Source organism: Mesorhizobium qingshengii (genome assembly GCF_027563465.1).
Taxonomy (GTDB): Bacteria; Pseudomonadota; Alphaproteobacteria; order Rhizobiales; family Rhizobiaceae; genus Mesorhizobium; species Mesorhizobium qingshengii_A.
Genome location: NZ_JAPFQA010000016.1, coordinates 91,309 through 110,032, shown reverse-complemented (window position 1 = coordinate 110,032; position 18,724 = coordinate 91,309). Strand labels below are relative to the sequence as shown.

19 protein-coding genes are annotated in these 18,724 nt (G+C 63.8%); 9 read left to right on the top strand and 10 right to left on the bottom strand.

From position 1 onward, the window contains the following. The first annotated feature begins 3 nt into the window (after positions 1–3). Positions 4–654, top strand: a complete 651-nt coding sequence (maiA, locus tag OOJ09_RS26135; protein WP_269907954.1) for a maleylacetoacetate isomerase — start codon at positions 4–6, stop codon at positions 652–654. A gap of 127 nt (positions 655–781) precedes the next feature. Continuing rightward, complete coding sequence (locus tag OOJ09_RS26130; RefSeq protein WP_269907953.1) at positions 782–1,822, top strand: zinc-dependent alcohol dehydrogenase family protein; 1,041 nt, start codon at positions 782–784, stop codon at positions 1,820–1,822. Between the two features lie 29 nt (positions 1,823–1,851). On the opposite strand, the gene OOJ09_RS26125 is transcribed toward OOJ09_RS26130, so the two are convergent. Beyond that, complete coding sequence (locus OOJ09_RS26125) at positions 1,852–2,715, bottom strand: DMT family transporter (protein WP_269907952.1); 864 nt, start codon at positions 2,713–2,715, stop codon at positions 1,852–1,854. Between the two features lie 106 nt (positions 2,716–2,821). Here OOJ09_RS26125 and OOJ09_RS26120 point away from each other — a divergent pair, with 106 nt between their 5' ends. Continuing rightward, positions 2,822–4,240, top strand: coding sequence for a PLP-dependent aminotransferase family protein (locus OOJ09_RS26120; RefSeq protein ID WP_269907951.1), 1,419 nt, complete (start codon positions 2,822–2,824; stop codon positions 4,238–4,240). A 17-nt stretch (positions 4,241–4,257) separates the two neighbouring features. Here the strand turns inward: OOJ09_RS26120 and OOJ09_RS26115 are convergent, their stop codons facing one another. Continuing rightward, positions 4,258–5,151, bottom strand: coding sequence for a LysR family transcriptional regulator (locus OOJ09_RS26115; RefSeq protein WP_269907950.1), 894 nt, complete (start codon positions 5,149–5,151; stop codon positions 4,258–4,260). Positions 5,152–5,279: 128 nt separating this feature from the next. Here OOJ09_RS26115 and OOJ09_RS26110 point away from each other — a divergent pair, with 128 nt between their 5' ends. Then, positions 5,280–6,752 (top strand): MFS transporter, encoded by a 1,473-nt coding sequence (locus tag OOJ09_RS26110; RefSeq protein ID WP_420107547.1) that lies wholly within the window; start codon positions 5,280–5,282, stop codon positions 6,750–6,752. Between the two features lie 53 nt (positions 6,753–6,805). On the opposite strand, the gene OOJ09_RS26105 is transcribed toward OOJ09_RS26110, so the two are convergent. The 3 genes from OOJ09_RS26105 to OOJ09_RS26095 form a co-directional block, all read right to left on the bottom strand. Next, entirely contained in the window at positions 6,806–7,303 is a 498-nt protein-coding gene (locus OOJ09_RS26105; protein WP_269907948.1) for a MaoC family dehydratase, read from the bottom strand. A gap of 192 nt (positions 7,304–7,495) precedes the next feature. Beyond that, positions 7,496–7,924, bottom strand: a complete 429-nt coding sequence (locus OOJ09_RS26100) for a phasin family protein (protein ID WP_269907947.1) — start codon at positions 7,922–7,924, stop codon at positions 7,496–7,498. 109 nt (positions 7,925–8,033) lie between these two features. Beyond that, positions 8,034–9,329: a DUF445 domain-containing protein gene (locus OOJ09_RS26095; RefSeq protein WP_269907946.1), complete on the bottom strand. Its 1,296-nt coding sequence runs from the start codon at positions 9,327–9,329 to the stop codon at positions 8,034–8,036. Between the two features lie 276 nt (positions 9,330–9,605). Between OOJ09_RS26095 and rirA the strand changes: the two genes are divergently transcribed. After that, positions 9,606–10,070: an iron-responsive transcriptional regulator RirA gene (gene rirA / locus OOJ09_RS26090; protein WP_269907945.1), complete on the top strand. Its 465-nt coding sequence runs from the start codon at positions 9,606–9,608 to the stop codon at positions 10,068–10,070. A 141-nt stretch (positions 10,071–10,211) separates the two neighbouring features. Here the strand turns inward: rirA and OOJ09_RS26085 are convergent, their stop codons facing one another. Genes OOJ09_RS26085 through hemP form a run of 5 tightly spaced genes read right to left on the bottom strand, consistent with a single transcriptional unit; the run spans position 10,212 to position 14,355 of the window. Beyond that, positions 10,212–11,009, bottom strand: coding sequence for a heme ABC transporter ATP-binding protein (locus OOJ09_RS26085; protein ID WP_269907944.1), 798 nt, complete (start codon positions 11,007–11,009; stop codon positions 10,212–10,214). A 38-nt stretch (positions 11,010–11,047) separates the two neighbouring features. After that, on the bottom strand, positions 11,048–12,151 hold the full coding sequence (locus OOJ09_RS26080) for a FecCD family ABC transporter permease (RefSeq protein WP_269907943.1): 1,104 nt from the start codon (positions 12,149–12,151) through the stop codon (positions 11,048–11,050). An 11-nt stretch (positions 12,152–12,162) separates the two neighbouring features. Further along, a complete protein-coding gene (locus tag OOJ09_RS26075) occupies positions 12,163–13,053 on the bottom strand; it encodes a heme/hemin ABC transporter substrate-binding protein (protein ID WP_269907942.1) in 891 nt (296 codons plus the stop codon). Between the two features lie 11 nt (positions 13,054–13,064). Continuing rightward, complete coding sequence (locus tag OOJ09_RS26070; protein WP_269907941.1) at positions 13,065–14,126, bottom strand: hemin-degrading factor; 1,062 nt, start codon at positions 14,124–14,126, stop codon at positions 13,065–13,067. A 22-nt stretch (positions 14,127–14,148) separates the two neighbouring features. After that, positions 14,149–14,355, bottom strand: a complete 207-nt coding sequence (gene hemP, locus OOJ09_RS26065; RefSeq protein WP_023757683.1) for a hemin uptake protein HemP — start codon at positions 14,353–14,355, stop codon at positions 14,149–14,151. A 199-nt stretch (positions 14,356–14,554) separates the two neighbouring features. On the opposite strand from hemP, the gene OOJ09_RS26060 reads away from it, so the two are divergent. The 4 genes from OOJ09_RS26060 (at position 14,555) to OOJ09_RS26045 (ending at position 18,724) form a co-directional block, all read left to right on the top strand. After that, on the top strand, positions 14,555–16,774 hold the full coding sequence (locus tag OOJ09_RS26060) for a TonB-dependent hemoglobin/transferrin/lactoferrin family receptor (RefSeq protein ID WP_269907940.1): 2,220 nt from the start codon (positions 14,555–14,557) through the stop codon (positions 16,772–16,774). Positions 16,775–16,779: 5 nt separating this feature from the next. Beyond that, the gene (locus OOJ09_RS26055; RefSeq protein ID WP_269907939.1) at positions 16,780–17,223 is read left to right on the top strand and encodes a hypothetical protein; all 444 of its coding nucleotides are present in this window, start codon (positions 16,780–16,782) and stop codon (positions 17,221–17,223) included. Positions 17,224–17,464: 241 nt separating this feature from the next. After that, on the top strand, positions 17,465–18,340 hold the full coding sequence (locus OOJ09_RS26050; RefSeq protein ID WP_269907938.1) for a TonB family protein: 876 nt from the start codon (positions 17,465–17,467) through the stop codon (positions 18,338–18,340). Between the two features lie 69 nt (positions 18,341–18,409). Then, positions 18,410–18,724, top strand: a complete 315-nt coding sequence (locus OOJ09_RS26045) for an antibiotic biosynthesis monooxygenase family protein (protein ID WP_269907937.1) — start codon at positions 18,410–18,412, stop codon at positions 18,722–18,724.

Genomic DNA, 18,724 nt, shown 5'->3' with positions numbered 1-18,724 from the left:
CGCATGAGCGATATCGTCCTTCACAACTACTATCGCTCCTCCACCTCCTATCGGGTGCGGATCGCGCTGGAGATGAAGGGGCTGGGCTACGACTATGTCCCGCACCATCTGCGCCATGGCGAGCATCTGGAGCCCGCCTATCTCGCGGTCAATCCGCAGGGGCTGGTGCCGGCGCTGATCTGGAGCGACGGCACGCTGCTGACGCAATCGCTGGCGATCATCGAATTCCTCGACGAGATCCGACCCGAACCACCGCTGCTGCCGAAGGATCCGCTTGGCCGGGCCCATGTCAGGATGCTGGCGCAGATGATCGCCTGCGACATCCATCCCGTGAACAATCTGCGCGTGCTGACCTCGCTGCGCACACTGTTCGGTGCCGGCGACCAGGACATCGCCAACTGGTTCCGCCACTGGGTCAACGAGGGCTTTCAGCCGCTTGAAAAGATTCTGACTTCCTCGCCCGAGACCGGAGAATTCTGCCACGGCGACACGCCGGGGTTGGCGGACATCTGCCTGGCCGCGCAAGTCACCAGCAATGCCCGCTTTGGCGTCGACATGAGCCCCTACCCGACGATCGCGCGCATCAACGCCGCTTGCATGGCTTTGCCCGCCTTCCAGAAAGCCGCTCCTCAGAACCAGATTGATGCCGAGTAGGCTTCATTGGTCCACGCAGCATCAGCATCCAGAGCAGCATGCCTGGCGGAATCGATTTCCGCTTGACCGGACAGGGAATCGGCTATCGTTTCTGGCAGCGCGGGCCGTGTGAAGGGTGGAGTGACCGATGAGAGCCGTCGTCTTCGAAAAGTTCGGCGAAGCGCCGACGATCCAGACCGTTCCCGATCCGAAACCGGCTGCCGATGGCGTCGTCATCAAGGTCGAGGCGACCGGCCTGTGCCGCAGCGACTGGCATGGCTGGATGGGCCATGACGCCGATATCACGCTGCCGCACGTGCCGGGCCATGAACTGGCCGGCATCGTGGTTGCCGCAGGCAAGCACGTGACCCGCTGGAAGGCCGGCGAGCGTGTCACCGTGCCGTTCGCCGTCGGCTGCGGCCGCTGCTTCGAATGCACCTCGGGCAACCATCAGGTCTGCGAACACCAGTCCCAGCCCGGCTTCAACGCCTGGGGCTCCTTCGCCGAATATGTCGCCATCGAGCATGCCGACACCAATCTCGTGCGCTTGCCCGACGAAATGGAATTCGCCACCGCCGCCAGCCTTGGCTGCCGCTTCGTCACCTCGTTCCGCGCCATCGTCGACCAGGGCCGGGTGACGCCGGGCGAATGGGTGGCGGTGCATGGCTGCGGCGGCGTCGGCCTGTCGGCGATCATGATTGCCAGCGCCATGGGCGCCAATGTCATCGCCATCGATCTCACCGACGAGAAGCTGGATTTCGCCAAGAAGATCGGTGCTGTGGCGACCATCAACGCGTCCACGACGCCGAATGTGGTCAAGGCGGTCAAGCAGATCACCAATGGCGGCGCGCATATGTCGATGGACGCTCTCGGCCACCCCACCACCTCGTTCAATTCGATTGCGAACCTGCGCCGGCGCGGCCGCCACGTGCAGGTCGGCCTGATGCTGGGCGAGCACGCCCGCCCGCAGGTGCCGATGGACAAGGTGATCGCCTTCGAACTCGAGATCCTCGGCAGCCATGGCATGCAGGCCTATCGCTATCAGGCGATGATGGACATGATCCGCCACGGCAAGCTCAAGCCCGAACTGCTGGTCGGCAAGAAGATGAGCCTCGACGAGGCGCCGGCGGCTCTGATGGCGATGGGCGGCTTCGAGGGCATCGGCATTGGCGTGGTGACGAAGTTCTAGGGGCGCGAGCCGCTCTACCGCGAAGCCACTTACCTCGCGAACTTCTTCGCGCCGAACACGCACAGCACCACGCCGAGCGTGACGACGACCATCAACCAACTGACCTGCTCGTGCAGCAGCGTCGCCGCAAGCGCCAAGCCAAAGAAGGGCTGCAGCAGCTGCAACTGGCCGACCGCGGCGATGCCGCCATGCGCCAGGCCGCGATACCAGAAGACGAAGCCGATCAGCATGCTGAACAGCGAGACGTAAGCCAGCCCGATCCAGGCGTGGGAGCCGACGGCGGCAAAGGACGGCGGCAGGGTCACGAAAGTCAGCACCAGCATGATCGGTAGCGACAGCGTCAGCGCCCAGCAGATCACTTGCCAGCCGCCGAGCTTGCGTGACAGCGCAGCGCCCTCGGCATAACCCAGGCCGCAAACGACGATGGCGGCGAGCATCAGGCCATCACCGACCGGCGAGGCCGTCACTCCCTGCATAAGCGCGAAGCCGGCGACAAGCGCGCTGCCGATGCAGGAAAACAGCCAAAACGCCGGCCGTGGACGCTCACCACCGCGCAGCACGCCGAAGATCGCGGTTGCCAGCGGCAGCAGGCCGACGAAGATGATCGAGTGGGCGGAGGTGACGTGCTTCAGCGCAAGCGCGGTCAGCAAGGGAAAGCCGACCACCACGCCCAGCGCCACGATCACCAGCGACAAGAGATCGCCGCGCTCCGGGCGCTTCTGCCGGAACAAGAGCAGCATTGCCAGGCCAAGCAGCCCGGCAATCGCGGCGCGAGCCGATGTCACGAATGTCGGATCGAAGTCCATCACGGCCACGCGCGTCGCCGGCAGCGAGCCTGAGAAGATCAGCACACCGATAAATCCGTTCAGCCAGCCGCTCGCGGTCTTGTCCATTCCAAGCTCCATTGCTTTCGCCCTCTATCGGGCAGATGCCCGTGGCGCGGCCAGAGACAATGCAGTACAATTCAACGAAACTGTGATGACATAACGAGCAGTACAGATGACTGACCTCGCCTTGGAAACTGACGTTGCGCGAGCCCTGGGCGCCCCCACTTTGGTCGAAAGCGTCATGGCAACCATCCGCCAGCGGATCGCCGCGCGCAGCTTGACGCCTGGAGCCCGACTGCCGTCGATCCGCGCCTTCGCGCAATCCATGCAAGTGTCCAAATCCACCGTGGTCGAGGCCTATGAGCGGCTTGCCGCCGAAGGCACGATCCGCTCCCGGCCGGGATCAGGCTTCTATGCCGCCGGCTCGCTGGCGCCGCTGTCGCTGGCCGAGATCGGTCCCCGGCTCGACCGTGCCGTCGATCCGCTCTGGATCTCGCGACAGTCACTGGACGCGGGCGACGATATGTTGAAACCCGGCTGCGGCTGGCTGCCGGCCTCGTGGATGCCGCAGGCGGGATTGCGCCGCGCACTGCGCACAATGGCGCGTGCCAACGACGCCGCGCTTGCCGACTACGGCACGCCGCTCGGGCTGCCGCCGCTGCGCCAACTGCTGGCACGGCGCATGGCGCAGCATGGCATCGAAGCCTCGCCTGAGCAGATCATGCTGACGGAATCGGGCACACAGGCCATCGACCTCCTGTGCCGGTTCCTGATCGAGCCCGGCGATACCGTGCTGGTCGACGACCCCTGCTATTTCAATTTCCACGCTCTGTTGCGCGCGCACCGGGCCAAGGTCGTCGGCGTTCCCTACACGCCATCGGGGCCGGATATCGACCTGTTCGCACAGGCGCTGGCAGAGCACCGGCCGCGCCTGTACATCACCAATTCCGCCATTCACAATCCGACCGGCGCGATCCTGTCGCCGGTCACCGCGCACCGGCTGCTGAAACTCGCCGACCAATCGGATCTGACTATCGTCGAGGACGATATCTTCGCCGATTTCGAGCATGCCCCCGCCCCCAGGCTGGCGGCGTTCGATGGTCTCAGCCGGGTCGTCCATATCGGCAGCTTCTCCAAGACGCTGTCGGCGTCGGTCCGCTGCGGCTTCATCGCCGCACCCCGCGACTGGATCGAGCGCCTGACCGATCTCAAGATCGCCACGACCTTCGGCGGCGGGCGGCTTGCCGCCGAACTGGTACTGACTCTCTTGAAGGACGGCAGCTATCGCAAGCACATGGATTTGCTGCGCGCGCGGCTCTCGCGCGCCATGGGCGAGACCAGCACCCGCCTGAAGGCGATCGGCATCACGCCCTGGATCGACCAGCCGGCCGGGCTGTTCCTCTGGTGCAGCCTGCCGGACGGTGTGGACGCGGCTGACGTGGCCCGCCGCGCTCTCGCCGACAACATCGTGCTGGCGCCCGGCAACGCGTTCAGCCTGTCCCGGACGGCCAGCCGCTTCCTGCGCTTCAACGTTGCCCAGTGCCAGGACGAGCGGATTTTCAAGGTGCTGGAGGCGGCAATGGCGCGTTGACTTCATACGGTCGTCAGTCAGCGAGAAGCCGCACAGACCTCCCGCACGCAGTCGCGCAGCCAGCGTTGCGCCGGATCGGCATCGAAGCGCGGATGCCAGAGCATGGAGATGGTGACCTCGACCGTGGCGACCGGCAGCGGAAAGCTGTGCATGCCGGCACGCGCGCCTTCGGTGTGCCGCTCGGGCACGCTGGCGATCAGGTCGGATGCGCGCGCCATGGCAAGCGTGGCCGAAAAGCCTGACACCATGCACACGATTGTCCGCTGGAGTCCAAGCCGTTCCAGGGCTTCATCGATCGGCCCTTTCTCGCGGCCACGCCGCGAAACACTGATGTGGCGGCCGGCCGCGTAGCGCTCCGGCGTCACGATGCCCTCGCTCAGGGGATGGCCAGATCGAACGGCGCCGATGAAGCGGTCGCGAAACAGCGCCTGAATGCGCATCTCGGGTCCGGTTTCACCGGCGACGCCGATTTCCAGATCGATCGCCGCCTCGCGCAGCGACGTGACATCCTTGTCGAACTTCGGCGCGAAACGCAGCCGCACGAGCGGCGCCTCGGCTTCGATGCGGGCGACAAGACGCGGCGCGAACTCCTCGACGAAGCTCTCATTGGTGCGCAACGTGAACGTCCTGTCGAGGCTTGAGAGATTGAGAAGCTTGGCTGGACGCAGGAGTGCTTCCGCATCTTGAACGACACGACCGGCCTGCTGCCGCAATTCCTGCGCGCGCGGCGTCGGAACAAGGCCGCGACCGGCACGGACCAGCAGCGGATCGCCTGTTGTCTCACGCAACCGTGCCAGCGTCCGGCTCATCGCCGAGGGGCTGAGGCGAAGGCGATTGGCGGCGCGCGCCACGCTGCCTTCCGTCAGCAGGACATCCAGGGCGACAAGCAGATTGAGATCAGGTGATGACATGACGGGATCGTAGCATGGATCCATCGTGATGTGGCGTTTCATGCATGAATAAGATGCAAAGGCTGCGCCTTCCGCCATATCCGCCAAGGAACTAGATCTCCGATAGCTCCGGTTCCGGGGCCGATGGAATGGAGATCGCCGTGGCAATCGTTGAGCAAACTCTGGACGGGCGCGTTTCGGCGCCGCAACAGACCCAATCCACCGGCTGGGCGCTGGCAAGCCTGTCGCTCGCCACGCTGCTGTCGTCGCTGGGAACCAGCATTGCCAGTGTCGGCCTTCCCTCGCTGATGCAGACGTTCGGGGCGTCGTTCCAGTCCGTGCAATGGGTTGTTCTCGCCTACCTGCTCGCCATCACCACATTGATCGTCAGCGCCGGACGGTTGGCCGATATGTTCGGGCGCCGGCCTCTGCTGCTTGGCGGCATCGCGCTGTTCACGTCGGCATCGGTGCTCTGCGGCCTGGCGCCGACGCTCTGGTTGCTGATCGCCGCGCGCGCCATGCAAGGGCTTGGCGCGGCGCTGATGATGGCGCTGACGCTGGCCTTTGTCGCTGAAACCGTGACCAAGGCCAGAACCGGCAGCGCCATGGGCCTGCTCGGTGCCATGTCGGCGATCGGCACGACGCTTGGCCCGTCGCTCGGCGGTCTTCTGATCGCCGGTCTCGGCTGGCGCGCGATTTTCCTCGTCAATGTCCCTTTGGGCGTGCTGACCTTCGTTCTCGCCTATCGCGCCTTGCCGGCCCGCGGCAAGACGGCACTGGCCGACCGGGGCAAGTTCGATGCGACAGGCACCGCCCTGCTGGCCCTGACGCTGGCCGCCTATGCGCTGGCCATGACGCTTGGCAGAGGCAATTTCGGCGCCCTCAACATCGGCCTGCTGGTCGCGGCCGGCATCGGCGTCATGCTGTTCGCCAGGGTGCAGACGAAAGTGAAAAACCCGTTGATCCAGCTTGCCAGCTTCCGCGACCTCCAACTGAGCGCCAGCCTGGCCATGAGCCTCATCGTCGCGACCGTGATGATGGCGACCCTGGTGGTTGCCCCCTTCTACCTGTCCCGCGGCCTCGGCCTGGATGCCGCGATGGTCGGCCTCGTGCTTTCGACCGGCCCTCTGGTTTCGACCCTCTCGGCGCTGGCGGCAGGTCGCCTTGCCGATCGCTTCGGAGCCCACAGGATGATGGTTATCGGCCTGCTCGGCCTCGCCATCGGCACGTTCCTGCTGTCGCTCGCCGTGACCAAGCTCGGCATTGCCAGCTATGTCGTTCCGATCATCGTCACCTGCTTCGGCTACGCCTTGTTCCAGACGTCCAACAACGCGGCCGTCATGAGCGGTGTCGGCGCCGGCGCGCGCGGCGTCGTCTCCGGCCTGCTCAATCTTTCGCGCAATCTCGGCCTCATCACCGGCGCGTCATTGATGGGCGCCATATTCGCCATCGCATCGGCCGGCGGGCAGCCAGGCACTGGACAGGATATCCTGAGTTCTGCGGCAGCCGCCCATGGGATGCAGGTAACCTTCCAGACGGCAACGGCGCTGGCACTGGTGGCGCTGTTCCTCGCGCTGCTCTCGGCCCGCGCCGTTGGTCGCGCGGAACCCACAGTTTCGTGACGTGCGACCTGTTTGGCGGCAGGCGATCAAAGCGGAATATCGTTGAACGCCGCTCAGGCCCCTGCCCGCTTGCGGCGCTCGTAGAGCATGACCAGCGTTTCAGCCGTCAGCGCTGGCTTTTCCTCGCCTTCGATCTCGACCGTGTTGGCCGCCTTCATCAGATATTGGCCGGGACCCCTGTCCTCCATGGAAAGCAGGGTGATGCGCAGCCTGATGCGCGCGCCGACCTTGACCGGCGCCAGGAACCGCACCTTGTCGAAGCCATAGTTGAAGGCGGCCTGCGTATTCTCCGGCACGATCCCCATGCCCAGCGCCAGCGCGCCGATGATCGACAGCGTCAGGTAGCCATGCGCGATCGTCGTGCGGAACGGGCTTTGCCGCCGCGCCCTCTCGGGATCGACATGTATCCATTGATGGTCGCCGGTGCATTCGGCGAACTGGTCGATGCGGTTCTGATCGACCGTTGTCCATTCCGACACGCCGAGTTCCTGCCCGGCCATCGTCCTCAACTGCTCATAGGTCGGCGGCGTCTTGGGCCGTATTTCAGTCATTCCTGATTTCCCGATCGCTTCCAACGCCTCCGGACCACGAACTGGCGGCCTCTGTCAATTCGCCCTGCGTGAATCCGTTCCGCCGAATCCGGCCGCAACCGTCGCATGCCTCCCGGTGCAACGGCAGGTCAAATCGGGAATCCTTGGCTTTCAAGACTGTCGCCAGCAACAACCAGTCTTGGACAGGAAACGCTACTTCTTCTCGTAGCCGGCGCGGATTTCCTCCATCGCCTCCTTGATGCGCGTGCGCAGGATATCGACCGATTCGGTGCCGGATTTCTTGACCAGTTCAGCCACTTCGCCGGCGTTCTTCAACGCGGCCTCGAAGGATTTGCGGGCGAATTCCGTCTGTTTGGCCATCAGTTCCTGCGGATTGCCCGGCACTTTGTAGTCCTGCGCCATGTCGACGACCTCACGCAGCGTGTCCTGCAGCATTTCGCGTTGCCTGGACAACAGCGAGGATGCGCCGGCGGCGCCGGCTCGCGCCGATTTCTCCAGCGCCTCGAGGTTCTTGCGGTGATGCGCGAGGATCGCCTCGACATCGACATTGGGCACCTTCAGGTCGCGGCCGAACCTGCCGAACATGTCCATGAAGGAATCGGATTCCGGTTGTTTTGCCATGATTGTCTTCTCCCCTGTCGCCGCCGATTGGGCTCCCCGACGAGAATAACACCGAAGCACCGCGTGTCCATTCGCGCCTGGCGGAATCGGCACAGGCCCGAAACGGGCGTCAGCCGGCGAGGAACAGCCGCTCGGCGACGTAAAGCACGACACCCGCAAGCCCGCCGATGATCATGCCGTTGAAGCGGATATATTGCAGGTCCCTGCCGATGTTCATCTCGATCAGCCGCGTCAGCTGGGCAAGGTCCCAGCGCTTGACCTGGTCGGCGATGAATTTCGACACGCTGCTCTTCTGGCTCTCCACGAACGACGAGAGAGCCACCACAAACCCCTGGTTCATGTCGGCCCGGATCTGCGCATCGCCTGCGAGATGCCGCCCCACCTCGACGAACATGCTGGCAAGATGCGCGCGGATCACCGAATTCGGCGCCTTGGCATCCTGCTCGATGAACTGGCTGAGGCTTGCCCACATGTCGCCGGCCAGCGCCCTGACTTCGGGCCTGGCGAGAAAATCGCGCTTCATCTTCTCGGCACGCCTGGCGTATTGCCTGGACGTGCGCAGCCGCTCGACGAAGCTTTGGGCGAAGCGATCGAATTCGGCACGCATCGGGTGGTCGGGATCGGCCCGCACCTCGTCGAGCAGCGAGCCGGCCGAGGCGACGATCTTCTTCAACAGATAGGCGTCGGCGCGAAACAGGTTGAACAGCGACGGCAGTTCCTCGCGGATCTTCTCGCGCATCGTCGCCAGCGCCTGTTCGTCGTTGAGGAACCGGCCGATCACCTTGATGAACTCATCGAACAGTTTCTGGTGGCGGCGGTCGTTGGTGAGTGCCGACAACAGCTCGGCGGCCAGCGGTGCCAGTGGCACTTTCTCGATCTGCTCCAACATGCGGTTTGTGACGAAACCACGCAGGCCGGATTGCTCTATCGCGGCAAGCGTCTGCGGCACCAGCCGCACGACGAAGCGCGACAGGCCGGCGGCGCGCTCGGCATCGGCCAGCCAGTCGGCGACGAGCGCCGAGAAATCGACCTCGGCAAGCTTTTCGCGCACCGGTTCCGGCGCCAGGAAATTGACCTCGATGAAGCGGCCGAGATTGTCGGCGATGCGGTTCTGGTTCTCGGGGATGATTGCGGTATGCGGGATGGGCAGTCCGAGCGGTCGCCTGAACAACGCCACCACCGCGTACCAGTCGGCGAGGCCACCGATGGTCGCCGCCTCGGCAAAGGCAGCGACGAACCCCAGCCACGGATAGATGCTCTCGAACGACTTGGCGAGCGCAAACACCACCACGCAAAGCGCCAGTGCGGCCGTGGCGACGAATTTTGTCCACCGCAGCGCGGAAAGCTTGGCATCCGCGTCGGCATCGAAACGCACGGGCGCCAGGGAAGAGGCGGATTGAGACATGGATGAGCCGCTCCTCGTCGATCTCGGGCCTATTTAGTGTTTCATCAGGCGAAATGCTCGTGGCGGCCGATTTCGCCCGGCGTCTTGCCCGTTGCGCACACAAAGTTGACGAGAATATTCATCTATTATGCCCAGCCAGTCTGGAATTGTTCCAAGGTATAGGCCATATTCCGCCCAAGCCAGCGTGGCGGATCCGAAAATTTTCGGATCAAGCCGCGCCAGCAGGGTTTTGAAATCTGGCGTTGTTGCATCGCACCAACGCCCTGTGAGGACAAGATGCGGCTTACCCGCCAGACCAACTATGCCATGCGCATCCTGATGTACTGTGCCGCCAACAATGATCGGCTGAGCCGCATTCCGGAGATCGCAGCCGCCTATTCGGTTTCGGAGCTGTTCCTGTTCAAGATCCTGCAGCCGCTGGTCGAGCACGGCCTGATCGAGACCGTACGCGGCAGGAATGGCGGCGTCAGGCTTGGCCGCGCCGCCGAAGCGATCAGCCTGTTCGATGTCGTGCGCGTGACCGAGGAAAGCTTCGCCATGGCCGAATGCTTCGAGAACGATGCCGCCGAATGTCCGCTGGTCGACAGTTGCGCGCTGAATTCGGCGCTGCGCGAGGCGCTGAACGCATTCTTCGCGGTGCTGTCGCGCCATACGATCGCCGATCTCGTTGCGGCACGGCCAAATGTGCGCAACCTGCTCGGCATCGACATGCTGGTGGAGCGCCGCGCCCCGGCCGCCTGACCACACAGACCAGGTCTGTTGAGATTCAGGTCAGGCCGAGCCGGGAATGGTTGGTTCCGAGAACCGGAACGAAGCGTACTTTGGTACGTGAGTACCGGAAGCGCAGGAAACAGCCGTTCGCAGGCCGGCCTCACCTGAATCTCAACAGACCGAAGTGGCAGATTGCGGCAATACGAACGGCACATTGCCGGCCGGCAGCACGCCGACCTTGAGCCGGCAGTCGAACACTTTCTCGATCAGATCATCGCTCAGCACCTCCCGCGGCGACCCGGTCGCGGCGAGCCTGCCGCGATGCATGACGAAGATCCGGTCGGCATACATGGCCGTCAGGTTGAGGTCGTGCAGGATGGCGACCACGCCGCCGCCCCTTCTGGCGAAGTCACGGGCGATGTTCATGATGATCAACTGGTGCTTGATGTCGAGGCTGGAAACCGGCTCGTCGAGGAACAGATAGCGCGGCCGGCCGTCGAGCAGCGGCGCCCAGACCTGGCACAGCACGCGCGCAAGCTGGACGCGCTGTTGCTCGCCACCCGAAAGCTCCTGGTAGAAACGCCCGGCAAAACCGTCGAGATCGACGCGAGCCAGCGCCCGCTCCGGCAACCGCGCATCCTCGCCGGGCAGGACACCCGAACGGCCACCGACAAGGCCGAGCTTGACAACCTCGCGCACCGTGAACGGGAACGACAGCGTCGTCGCCTGCGGCAACACGGCCCGCTGGACGGCGATCTCGACCGGCTTCAATGCCGAGAGATCGCGGCCGTTGAGGGCGACGCGCCCGGTGTAGGCGAGTTCACCGGACAACGCCTTGAGGAAGGTGGTCTTGCCGGACCCATTGGGGCCGACAATGGCGGCCACTTCGCCTGGCCGCGCATCGAAGTCGACACCGCTGACGATACGCTTGCCGGCGATCGCCACCGACACATCCCTTGTCTCGATCATCCCAGCCTCACAGGTTCCAGCCCCACAGGTCCCAAGTCTCACAAATCAACCACGCCGCGCTTGCGCAGCAGGATCCATAGGAAGAAGGGCGCGCCTGATATCGCGGTAACGATGCCGATCGGCAGTTCGGCCGGCGCCACGATGGTGCGGGCGACGGCGTCGGCCACAAGCAGCAGCGAGGCGCCAAGCAGCGCCGAAGCCGGCAGCAGATAGCGGTTGTCCGGACCGATAGCCAAGCGCAGCAGATGCGGCACCACGATGCCGACGAAGCCGATGCCGCCACTGACGGCGACCGAGGCACCGACCGCCGCCGAAACACCGATGATCGCGGTATATTTCAGCCGCTGCACCGGAATGCCGAGATGGCCGGCGGTCGCCTCGCCCAGCGCCAGCGCGTTGAGCCCCCGCGCCAGGAATGGCATCGCCACCAACGCAAGCATGATAACCGGCCCGACCGAAGCGATCTTCGCCCAAGTCGCGCCACCGAGCGATCCGAGTTGCCAGAAGGTCAGGTCGCGCAACTGGCGGTCGTCCGCCATGAAGATCAGGATGCCGGTCAGCGCCATGGCGAGCGCCGCCAGCGCGATGCCGGCAAGCAGCATGGTGGCAACCGAGGTGCGGCCCTGCCGCGTGGCAACCTGATAAAGCACCAATGTCGTGGCAAGGCCGCCGCAAAAAGCCGCCAGAGGCAGCGCGAGCGTGCCGAGCGGGGCCGTCAGCGGTGCCAGCATTGTCCCACCGAGCACGATCACGGCGACGGCGCCAAGGCTCGAACCCGCCGACACGCCGACCAGGCCAGGGTCGGCGAGCGGATTGCGGAAAAGCCCCTGCATGACGGCGCCGGAAACCGCAAGTGCTGCCCCGACCAGCATGCCGAGAATGACGCGCGGCAGGCGGATGTCGTAGACGATCAGGCTGTCGCGGGCGCTCAACGCGGCATCACCCGGCATCGCGCCAAACAGCCCGTCCCTGATAACGTTGAGGGCCGACGCGTCCGACGCTCCAGACGTCAGCGACAGCAATGCGGCGATGACGAGCCCCAGGCACAAAAGCAGGATGACGATGCGGGCGCGCGCCGAGCGGTCGCCTTCGGATGCACTCGTCATCGCCTTCGCCGGGCCGGCGATCGATTGATCGACCATGATCCGCCCGCTCAGTCCTTGACCTGCGCGCCATAGAGCGAGACGGCGAGGTCGTGGATGGCGTCGGCCGTGCGCGGCCCGAAGCCGAGCAGATAGGCGCCATCCATGCGGATCAGCTTGCGTGCGGCACCCGCCGGCGTCGAGGCGATCGACGGATTGGCGAACAGTTCGTCGTCCGGTACCGGGGGTCCGGCATTGTTCATCATCAGGATCACATCCGGACCGGCGGTGATGATCGCCTCGTCGGACATCTGCTTGTAGCCGGAAAAGCCCTCGACGGCATTGACGCCGCCCGCCAGCTTGACGATGCCGTCGGCGGCGGTCTCCCTGCCGGCGGCCAGGATCTTGCCGCCCTGCATCGACAACACGAACAGGATGCGCTTGCGCTCCTTGATCGAGGCCGTCTGCTGTTCGGCGGCGGTGAGCTTGGCATCAAGCGCCTTGGCCAGCACTTCAGCCTTGGCATCGACGCCGAGCGCCTTGCCGACGATGCGGACCTTCTCGATGATGCCTTCGTGGCTATAGTGCTCGGGCACTTCGATGAACGGGATGCTCGTCTTCTTCAGCACATCGACGGCTTCCCTGGGGCCGCTGCCGTGCAGCGCCAGGATGGCGGTCGGATTGACTGACAGGACACCCTCCGGCGACAACTGGCGCATGTAGCCGACGTCAGGCAGATCGAGCGCCGCTTTCGGATAGTTGCTGGTGGAATCGCGAGCCACCAGATGCTTCTCCTCGCCGAGCGCATAGACGATCTCCGTGATCGAGCCGCCAATCGCCGCGATCCTCGACGGATCGGCAAACACGACCGTGCCTTCGCTGGCATTGGATGGCAGCAGCGCGGCAAAAGCCAGGGAAAGGCCGATCGCCGGCCCGACCACGATCCTGGAAAAGCAACTCATTGTCGTTCTCCTCAGGCCGCGGTCGGACTTGGGATGCGCGGCAGGTTCTCCGCCAGGAACCGCCAGTCGTCGCGCTCGCTTTCGCCTTCGTGACGCTTGCCGAAGAACTGGATGATCATCTTGCCGTCGGCGGCATAGACTTCGAGCGAAGTGACATGACCGTCCTTGGTCGGCTTGCGCACCGCCCACACTTCGTGGATGTGGTCGGTTCGCAGATGCAGGTGGAAGGTCTCGTCCAGCACGTTGATCCATGGCCCCATCGGCTTGATGGATTTGACCGGTCCGGAATGGATCTGGATGCAGCCGCGATTGCCGACAAAGCACATGATTGGCATTTCGCCCCCGGCGGCATGATGGAACATGGCCCTGACGGCGTCATTGTCGAGCAGCCAGGCATAATCCTGGCCGACCATGCGCACTGCCTGGCGGCGGCTGAGCTTCAGCGTCTTCAGCATGCCGAAGAACTGGTGCACGTCGGTCAACCGGCTCCAGCGGTCGCGCAGATCGTTGAGATTGGCGGTCGTTTCGCCACCATGGATCTCGTCGTCGGAGGTTGGCCCTGAAATGTCGACCGTCGGCTCCTGGTTCGACGATTCGAGCGCCGCCACCAGCTTCTGATAGGCATAGAGGCTGGAAGCCGGTCGCAGATGCACCTTGTGCATCGCCTCGCCGGCCGCGTCGAAGAACTGCAGGCTGCGGCGTATCTTGTCGCCATCGCGCTTTTCCACGGCAAAACCATGCGCCCAGACTTTCGGGAAGATGCGCAGGTCGATGTTCTCGCCAAGCACCATGGCACTGTGGTTACCGGTGATGACCTTGTCGTAGACGCCGATCTTCTCGTGCACCGCGCTTTCGTTGCGGGTCAGCGCCATGACCTCGCCGACGGCCTCGAGGCCGGTCAGCAGATCGTTGACACGCGGCTCGATACGGACGACGCCGTCGCCGCAATGCGCGGCGACCAGTTCGGCTTCCGAAATGCCGAGTTGCGCGGCCAGGTCACGCTCGCGCGCCTTCGGATTCTCTGTCCGTGCCCGCCGGATTTCATGCGGGGCGGGTTTTACGCGCTGGTCCATGTCTCGTCCCTACTGCCATGCCTTACTTGTTGAGAATGAGCTTGCCTTGGCGGGTGATCTTCAGCCGGTAGAGCGCGCCGTGATGTTCGATGCCGATCTCGTGCTCGCCCTGGAACAGGGTGTTGCTGGAGAGCGTTCGCACCGCCAGCGGAACCCGATCGAAGCGGGCGGAGGCATCGTCGGAACGGCGGACGCGATAGCGAAAGTCATTGGGATTGTGCGTGTTCATCTGGGTCGATCCCTTTCCTGTGCCGGGCATCTGGCTAGGCGCTGCATAAATTCCGATTCATTTCTTGACTCGAATAATCATGTTTACTAGTCAGTGCAATACCGGAGCAAATGAGTCAACATTTAAGACGCCGGACACGATGAAAAATGCCAGCCAGCCCCGGGCCAGCCAGCATCGAACCTGGATTTGGAGTTGGGGCGTGGGGTTGGTGAACTGGGAATGGCGCGGCCGGTCGGCAGCGAACGAAATAGCGGCTTTGTTGGCAAGCGTGGCGGCGATCGCCTTGTCCGCGCCATCAGCCCACGCCCAACAGGCAACGCAGCCGGCGGGCAAGCAGACGGATCAATCGAAGAAGGCTGACCAGGAAAAAGCAGCGCCCGCGGGCGCCACCCTGCTCGACAAGATCCTGGTACTCAGCCGCACCGGCGAAACGGCGATCGAATCGTTGGCCTCGGCCAGCCATGTCGGCCAGGAACAGCTCGACCGCCGCATGGCGACGACGCCCAACGAGATGCTGCTGGGGGTGCCGGGTATCGCCGCGCAGGCCGACGCCAGGCGCGTCAGCACCAGCATCAACATCCGCGGCTTGCAGGATTTCGGCCGCGTCGCGATCATCGTCGACGGCGCGCGCCAGAACTTCCAGCGCTCCGACCACGGCACGCAGTCGACCTTCTATATCGACCCCGAACTCGTCAAATCCGTCGACGTGATCCGGGGTCCCGTCGCCAACACCTATGGTTCGGGCGCTATAGGCGGCGTCGTCTTCTTCGATACAAAGGACGCCGAGGACTTCCTCAAGCCGGAAGAAACATGGGGGGCTTCGGTCACCGGACGTTACGAAAGCAACGGCAAGGGCTGGACCACCAGCGCATCCGGCGCCTACCGCTTCAATGAGAACTGGGACGTCTTGGGCAACATCGTCTACCGCAACTATGACGACTACAAGGATGGCGGCGGCGACACCGTCAAGGGCACCGGTTTCGACGTGCTGAGCGGCCTGCTCAAGACCACCATCCGCCCGACCGACAACAGCGAATTGAAGCTCGGCTGGGTCGGTTCAAGCGACGGCTGGCGCGAGATCAGCAGTGGTGTTCCGATCAATGATGCAGACCTGAAGTCGAACACCTTCACAGCCCGCTACAACATCACGGATGAAGACAAGAGCTGGCTCGATCTCCACATCAACACCTCCTACAACAAGACCAATCTGGATCTGACCAGCCTCGTCCCGCTCAACCGGTTCGATCCGACCACCGGTGATTCCATAATCCTCCCGGCGGGTTCGACATCGACCTTCGACGTCGGTACGGCAGCGATCGATATCTGGAACACGTCGAGATTCGAAACTGGCGGCGTCGCGCACGAACTGACCTATGGCGGCGACTGGGTGAATGATGACGTCGAGACTGGCGGCACCGCGGGCGGCGATAGTTTCTACACCCCTTCGGGCAAGCGAAACGTGTCCGGCGCCTATGTCCAGGACAAGCTCACCTGGGACTGGCTCGAGATCATCGCCGGGCTGCGTTATGACAGCTATAGCCTCAAGGACAGCACCCACGAGACATCGGGTGACCGGCTGTCGCCACGGATCACCGTCGGCGTCTCGCCGTTCGAAAGCGCCAGCCTTGCGGGCCTTCAGTTCTACGGCACCTATGCGGAAGGCTATCGCTCGCCTTCGCTGACGGAAACGCTGATCAGCGGCAACCATCCGACCGGCGTCACTTTCCCGTTCCTGCCCAATCCCAACCTGAGGCCCGAGACCGGTAAGACAGTCGAATTCGGCGTCAACTACAAGCAGAACGACATCCTCGAAGCCGGTGACGCGCTCCGCATCAAGGCGGCTTATTTCAACAACGATGTGGACGACTACATCGAGGGTGCATCCTTCGGAGCTTCGTTCAGCGACCCGACAAGCGCCTGCCCGGTCGATTGGGATCAATTGATGAACAACCCCGGCTACATCCCGATCTGCTACCAATACCAGAACTTCGCCAAGGCCAAGATCAACGGCTTTGAACTGGAAGGGGTTTATGACGCCGGATGGGGCTATGCCGGCCTCTCGGCCTCGATCACCAACGGCCACACCATTTCCTACGACGGCATTCGAGCAGACCTCGCCACCATCCCATCCTCGCAGGTTACGGCGCAGCTCGGACTGCGCTTCCTCGAGGACAAGCTGACCGTCGGCGGCGAGGTGCAGTACAATGGCAAGCCGAAGGGCAATGCGGTGGCCAGGGACTACACGCTGGTCAATGCCTTCGCCAGCTATGAGGCGACCGACAATCTGAAGGTCGATTTCCGCGCCGATAATCTGTTCGATGTCAAATACGCCAACCCCTTGAACGGCAGCACGACGGTCGCGGTCTATGAACCGGGCATAACGCTGAAGCTAGCGGCGACCATGCGTTTTGGAGGCTGACGGCCATGACGGGCTTGACGACATCGCTTCGTCTCCTGACCTCGACGCTCGCGATGTCGCTGGCGATGGTTCCGGCGCGGGCACAAGAACCCGCGCCGGCCCCCGCGCTGGCCCTCGAACTCAATGGCGCGCAACCTTCCGAAAAGGGTTGCCGGCTGACCTTCCTGGTCAACAACAATCTTGGCGCCGACCTCTCCAAGGCCGCATTCGAGATCGCCCTGTTCAACGAAGCCGGCGTCGTCGACCGGCTGACCGTGCTTGACTTCAAGGAGCTGCCGGCGGGCAAGACCAAGGTGACGCGCTTCGATCTGGCCGGCACGGACTGCACCAAGGTCAGTCGCGTTCTGATCAACAGCGCGACGGAATGCGCCGGCACCGGCGTCGAACCGAACGCCTGCATGCGCAAGCTGAAGACGGGCACCAGGACCGGCATCGCTTTCGGCGTCTGAAGCAGTGGGATTGCACCCGGCACTCACGCGAAACACCGTGGCCTGGCCTCTGGCCGGCCCCCATGCGTTGTCGTTTGGACCAAGCGATCTTGATTTGACAATTCCGCACGGGTCGCTGCAGTTTCCGGCCCGCGACATGCAGGAAATCAGTCCCCTCCCCGACGCCGGCGGCGAGCTGGCGATAGCGCCGGCCAAGCCGCTTGCCCAGACGCGACCGCAAGCTGGCAACGGCAAGTGGGCGATGGCGATCGTCATCTCCGGCCTGCTCCATGCCGCGGTGGCGGCGGCTTTCCTGATCTCGCCGTCGGGGACATTCGATTTCCAGGAAGCCATGCAGTCGGAAGGCAGCGATCAGGCGGGCGCCAATGTGGTCGGCAGCGCGCTGGATCGGGACACGGCGGCAATGAATGTTACCCTGGTGCCCGCCCCGCAGCCCACCAGACCAGAGCCGGCAAGGGCGGCCAGGCCGGTGCCACCGACAGAACCTTCGCGGCCCATGGAGGAAGCTGTGAAGGGACTTCACGAGCCTTTGCCGGAACCTGTCAAGCAGTCAGCGGTCACGCCGCACATATTGGTGGCTGGCGCCCAACGTCCCGATAGCCAGAGCGTGGCTCCCAAGACTGAGGCGCCGACACAGCCAACTGCTCAGGCCGAAAGCACCGAGGCGCCTGCCCCGGTTCCAGAGCAGCCGCCTATCTCCAGCGCCAGGTCGGGTCCGGCGGTTGCCCCTGCAACTGCAAGTGAATCATATGAAAAGCGCGGCACGGCGGATGGCCACGAAATCAAGGCTGCAATTGCCAGCAAAGGCAGAAAACAAACCGATGCCGGCAACGCGGCGGCGTCCCGCTATAGCGGCGAGGTGGCCAGCAAGTTGGCCCGCGCCAACCGCCGCGTTTCGAAAGCGGCGCAAACGAAGGCCCGCAACAACGCCATGGTGGCGTTTGTGGTGCTGGCCAACGGAAACATCAGTGACCTGCAACTTGCCAAGAGCTCGGGCTCTCCGGAGCTCGACAAATTCGCCTTGGAGCTTGTGCGCCAGCAAGCGCCCTTTCCTCCCATTCCGTCGGCGACCGGGCTATCGAGCTGGCGATTCAAAGCGCCGATCGGTCCGTTTTGACAGCCTCCACCTCACCGTTTCAAGCCATCAATCAATCGTCAAAGTGCAAAACCCGCTGAAAGGAACCCGATGTACATCGCCATGAACCGCTTCAAGGTGCAGAACGGCTCGGAAGACGATTTCGAAGCCGTCTGGAAGAATCGTGATTCCAGCCTTTCGGAGATGAAGGGCTTCCAGGAATTCCATCTGCTGCGCGGCCCGGTCAACGAGACCGAAGGCTACACGCTGTTTGCTTCGCACACGGTGTGGGCGAGCCACGATGATTTCGTCGCCTGGACCAGGTCGGAGAATTTCCGCGCCGCCCACAGAAATGTCGGCACGACGAAGGTCCACTATCTCGGCCACCCGCAGTTCGAGGGCTTTTCCGTCGTCGAGGGCGCCTGA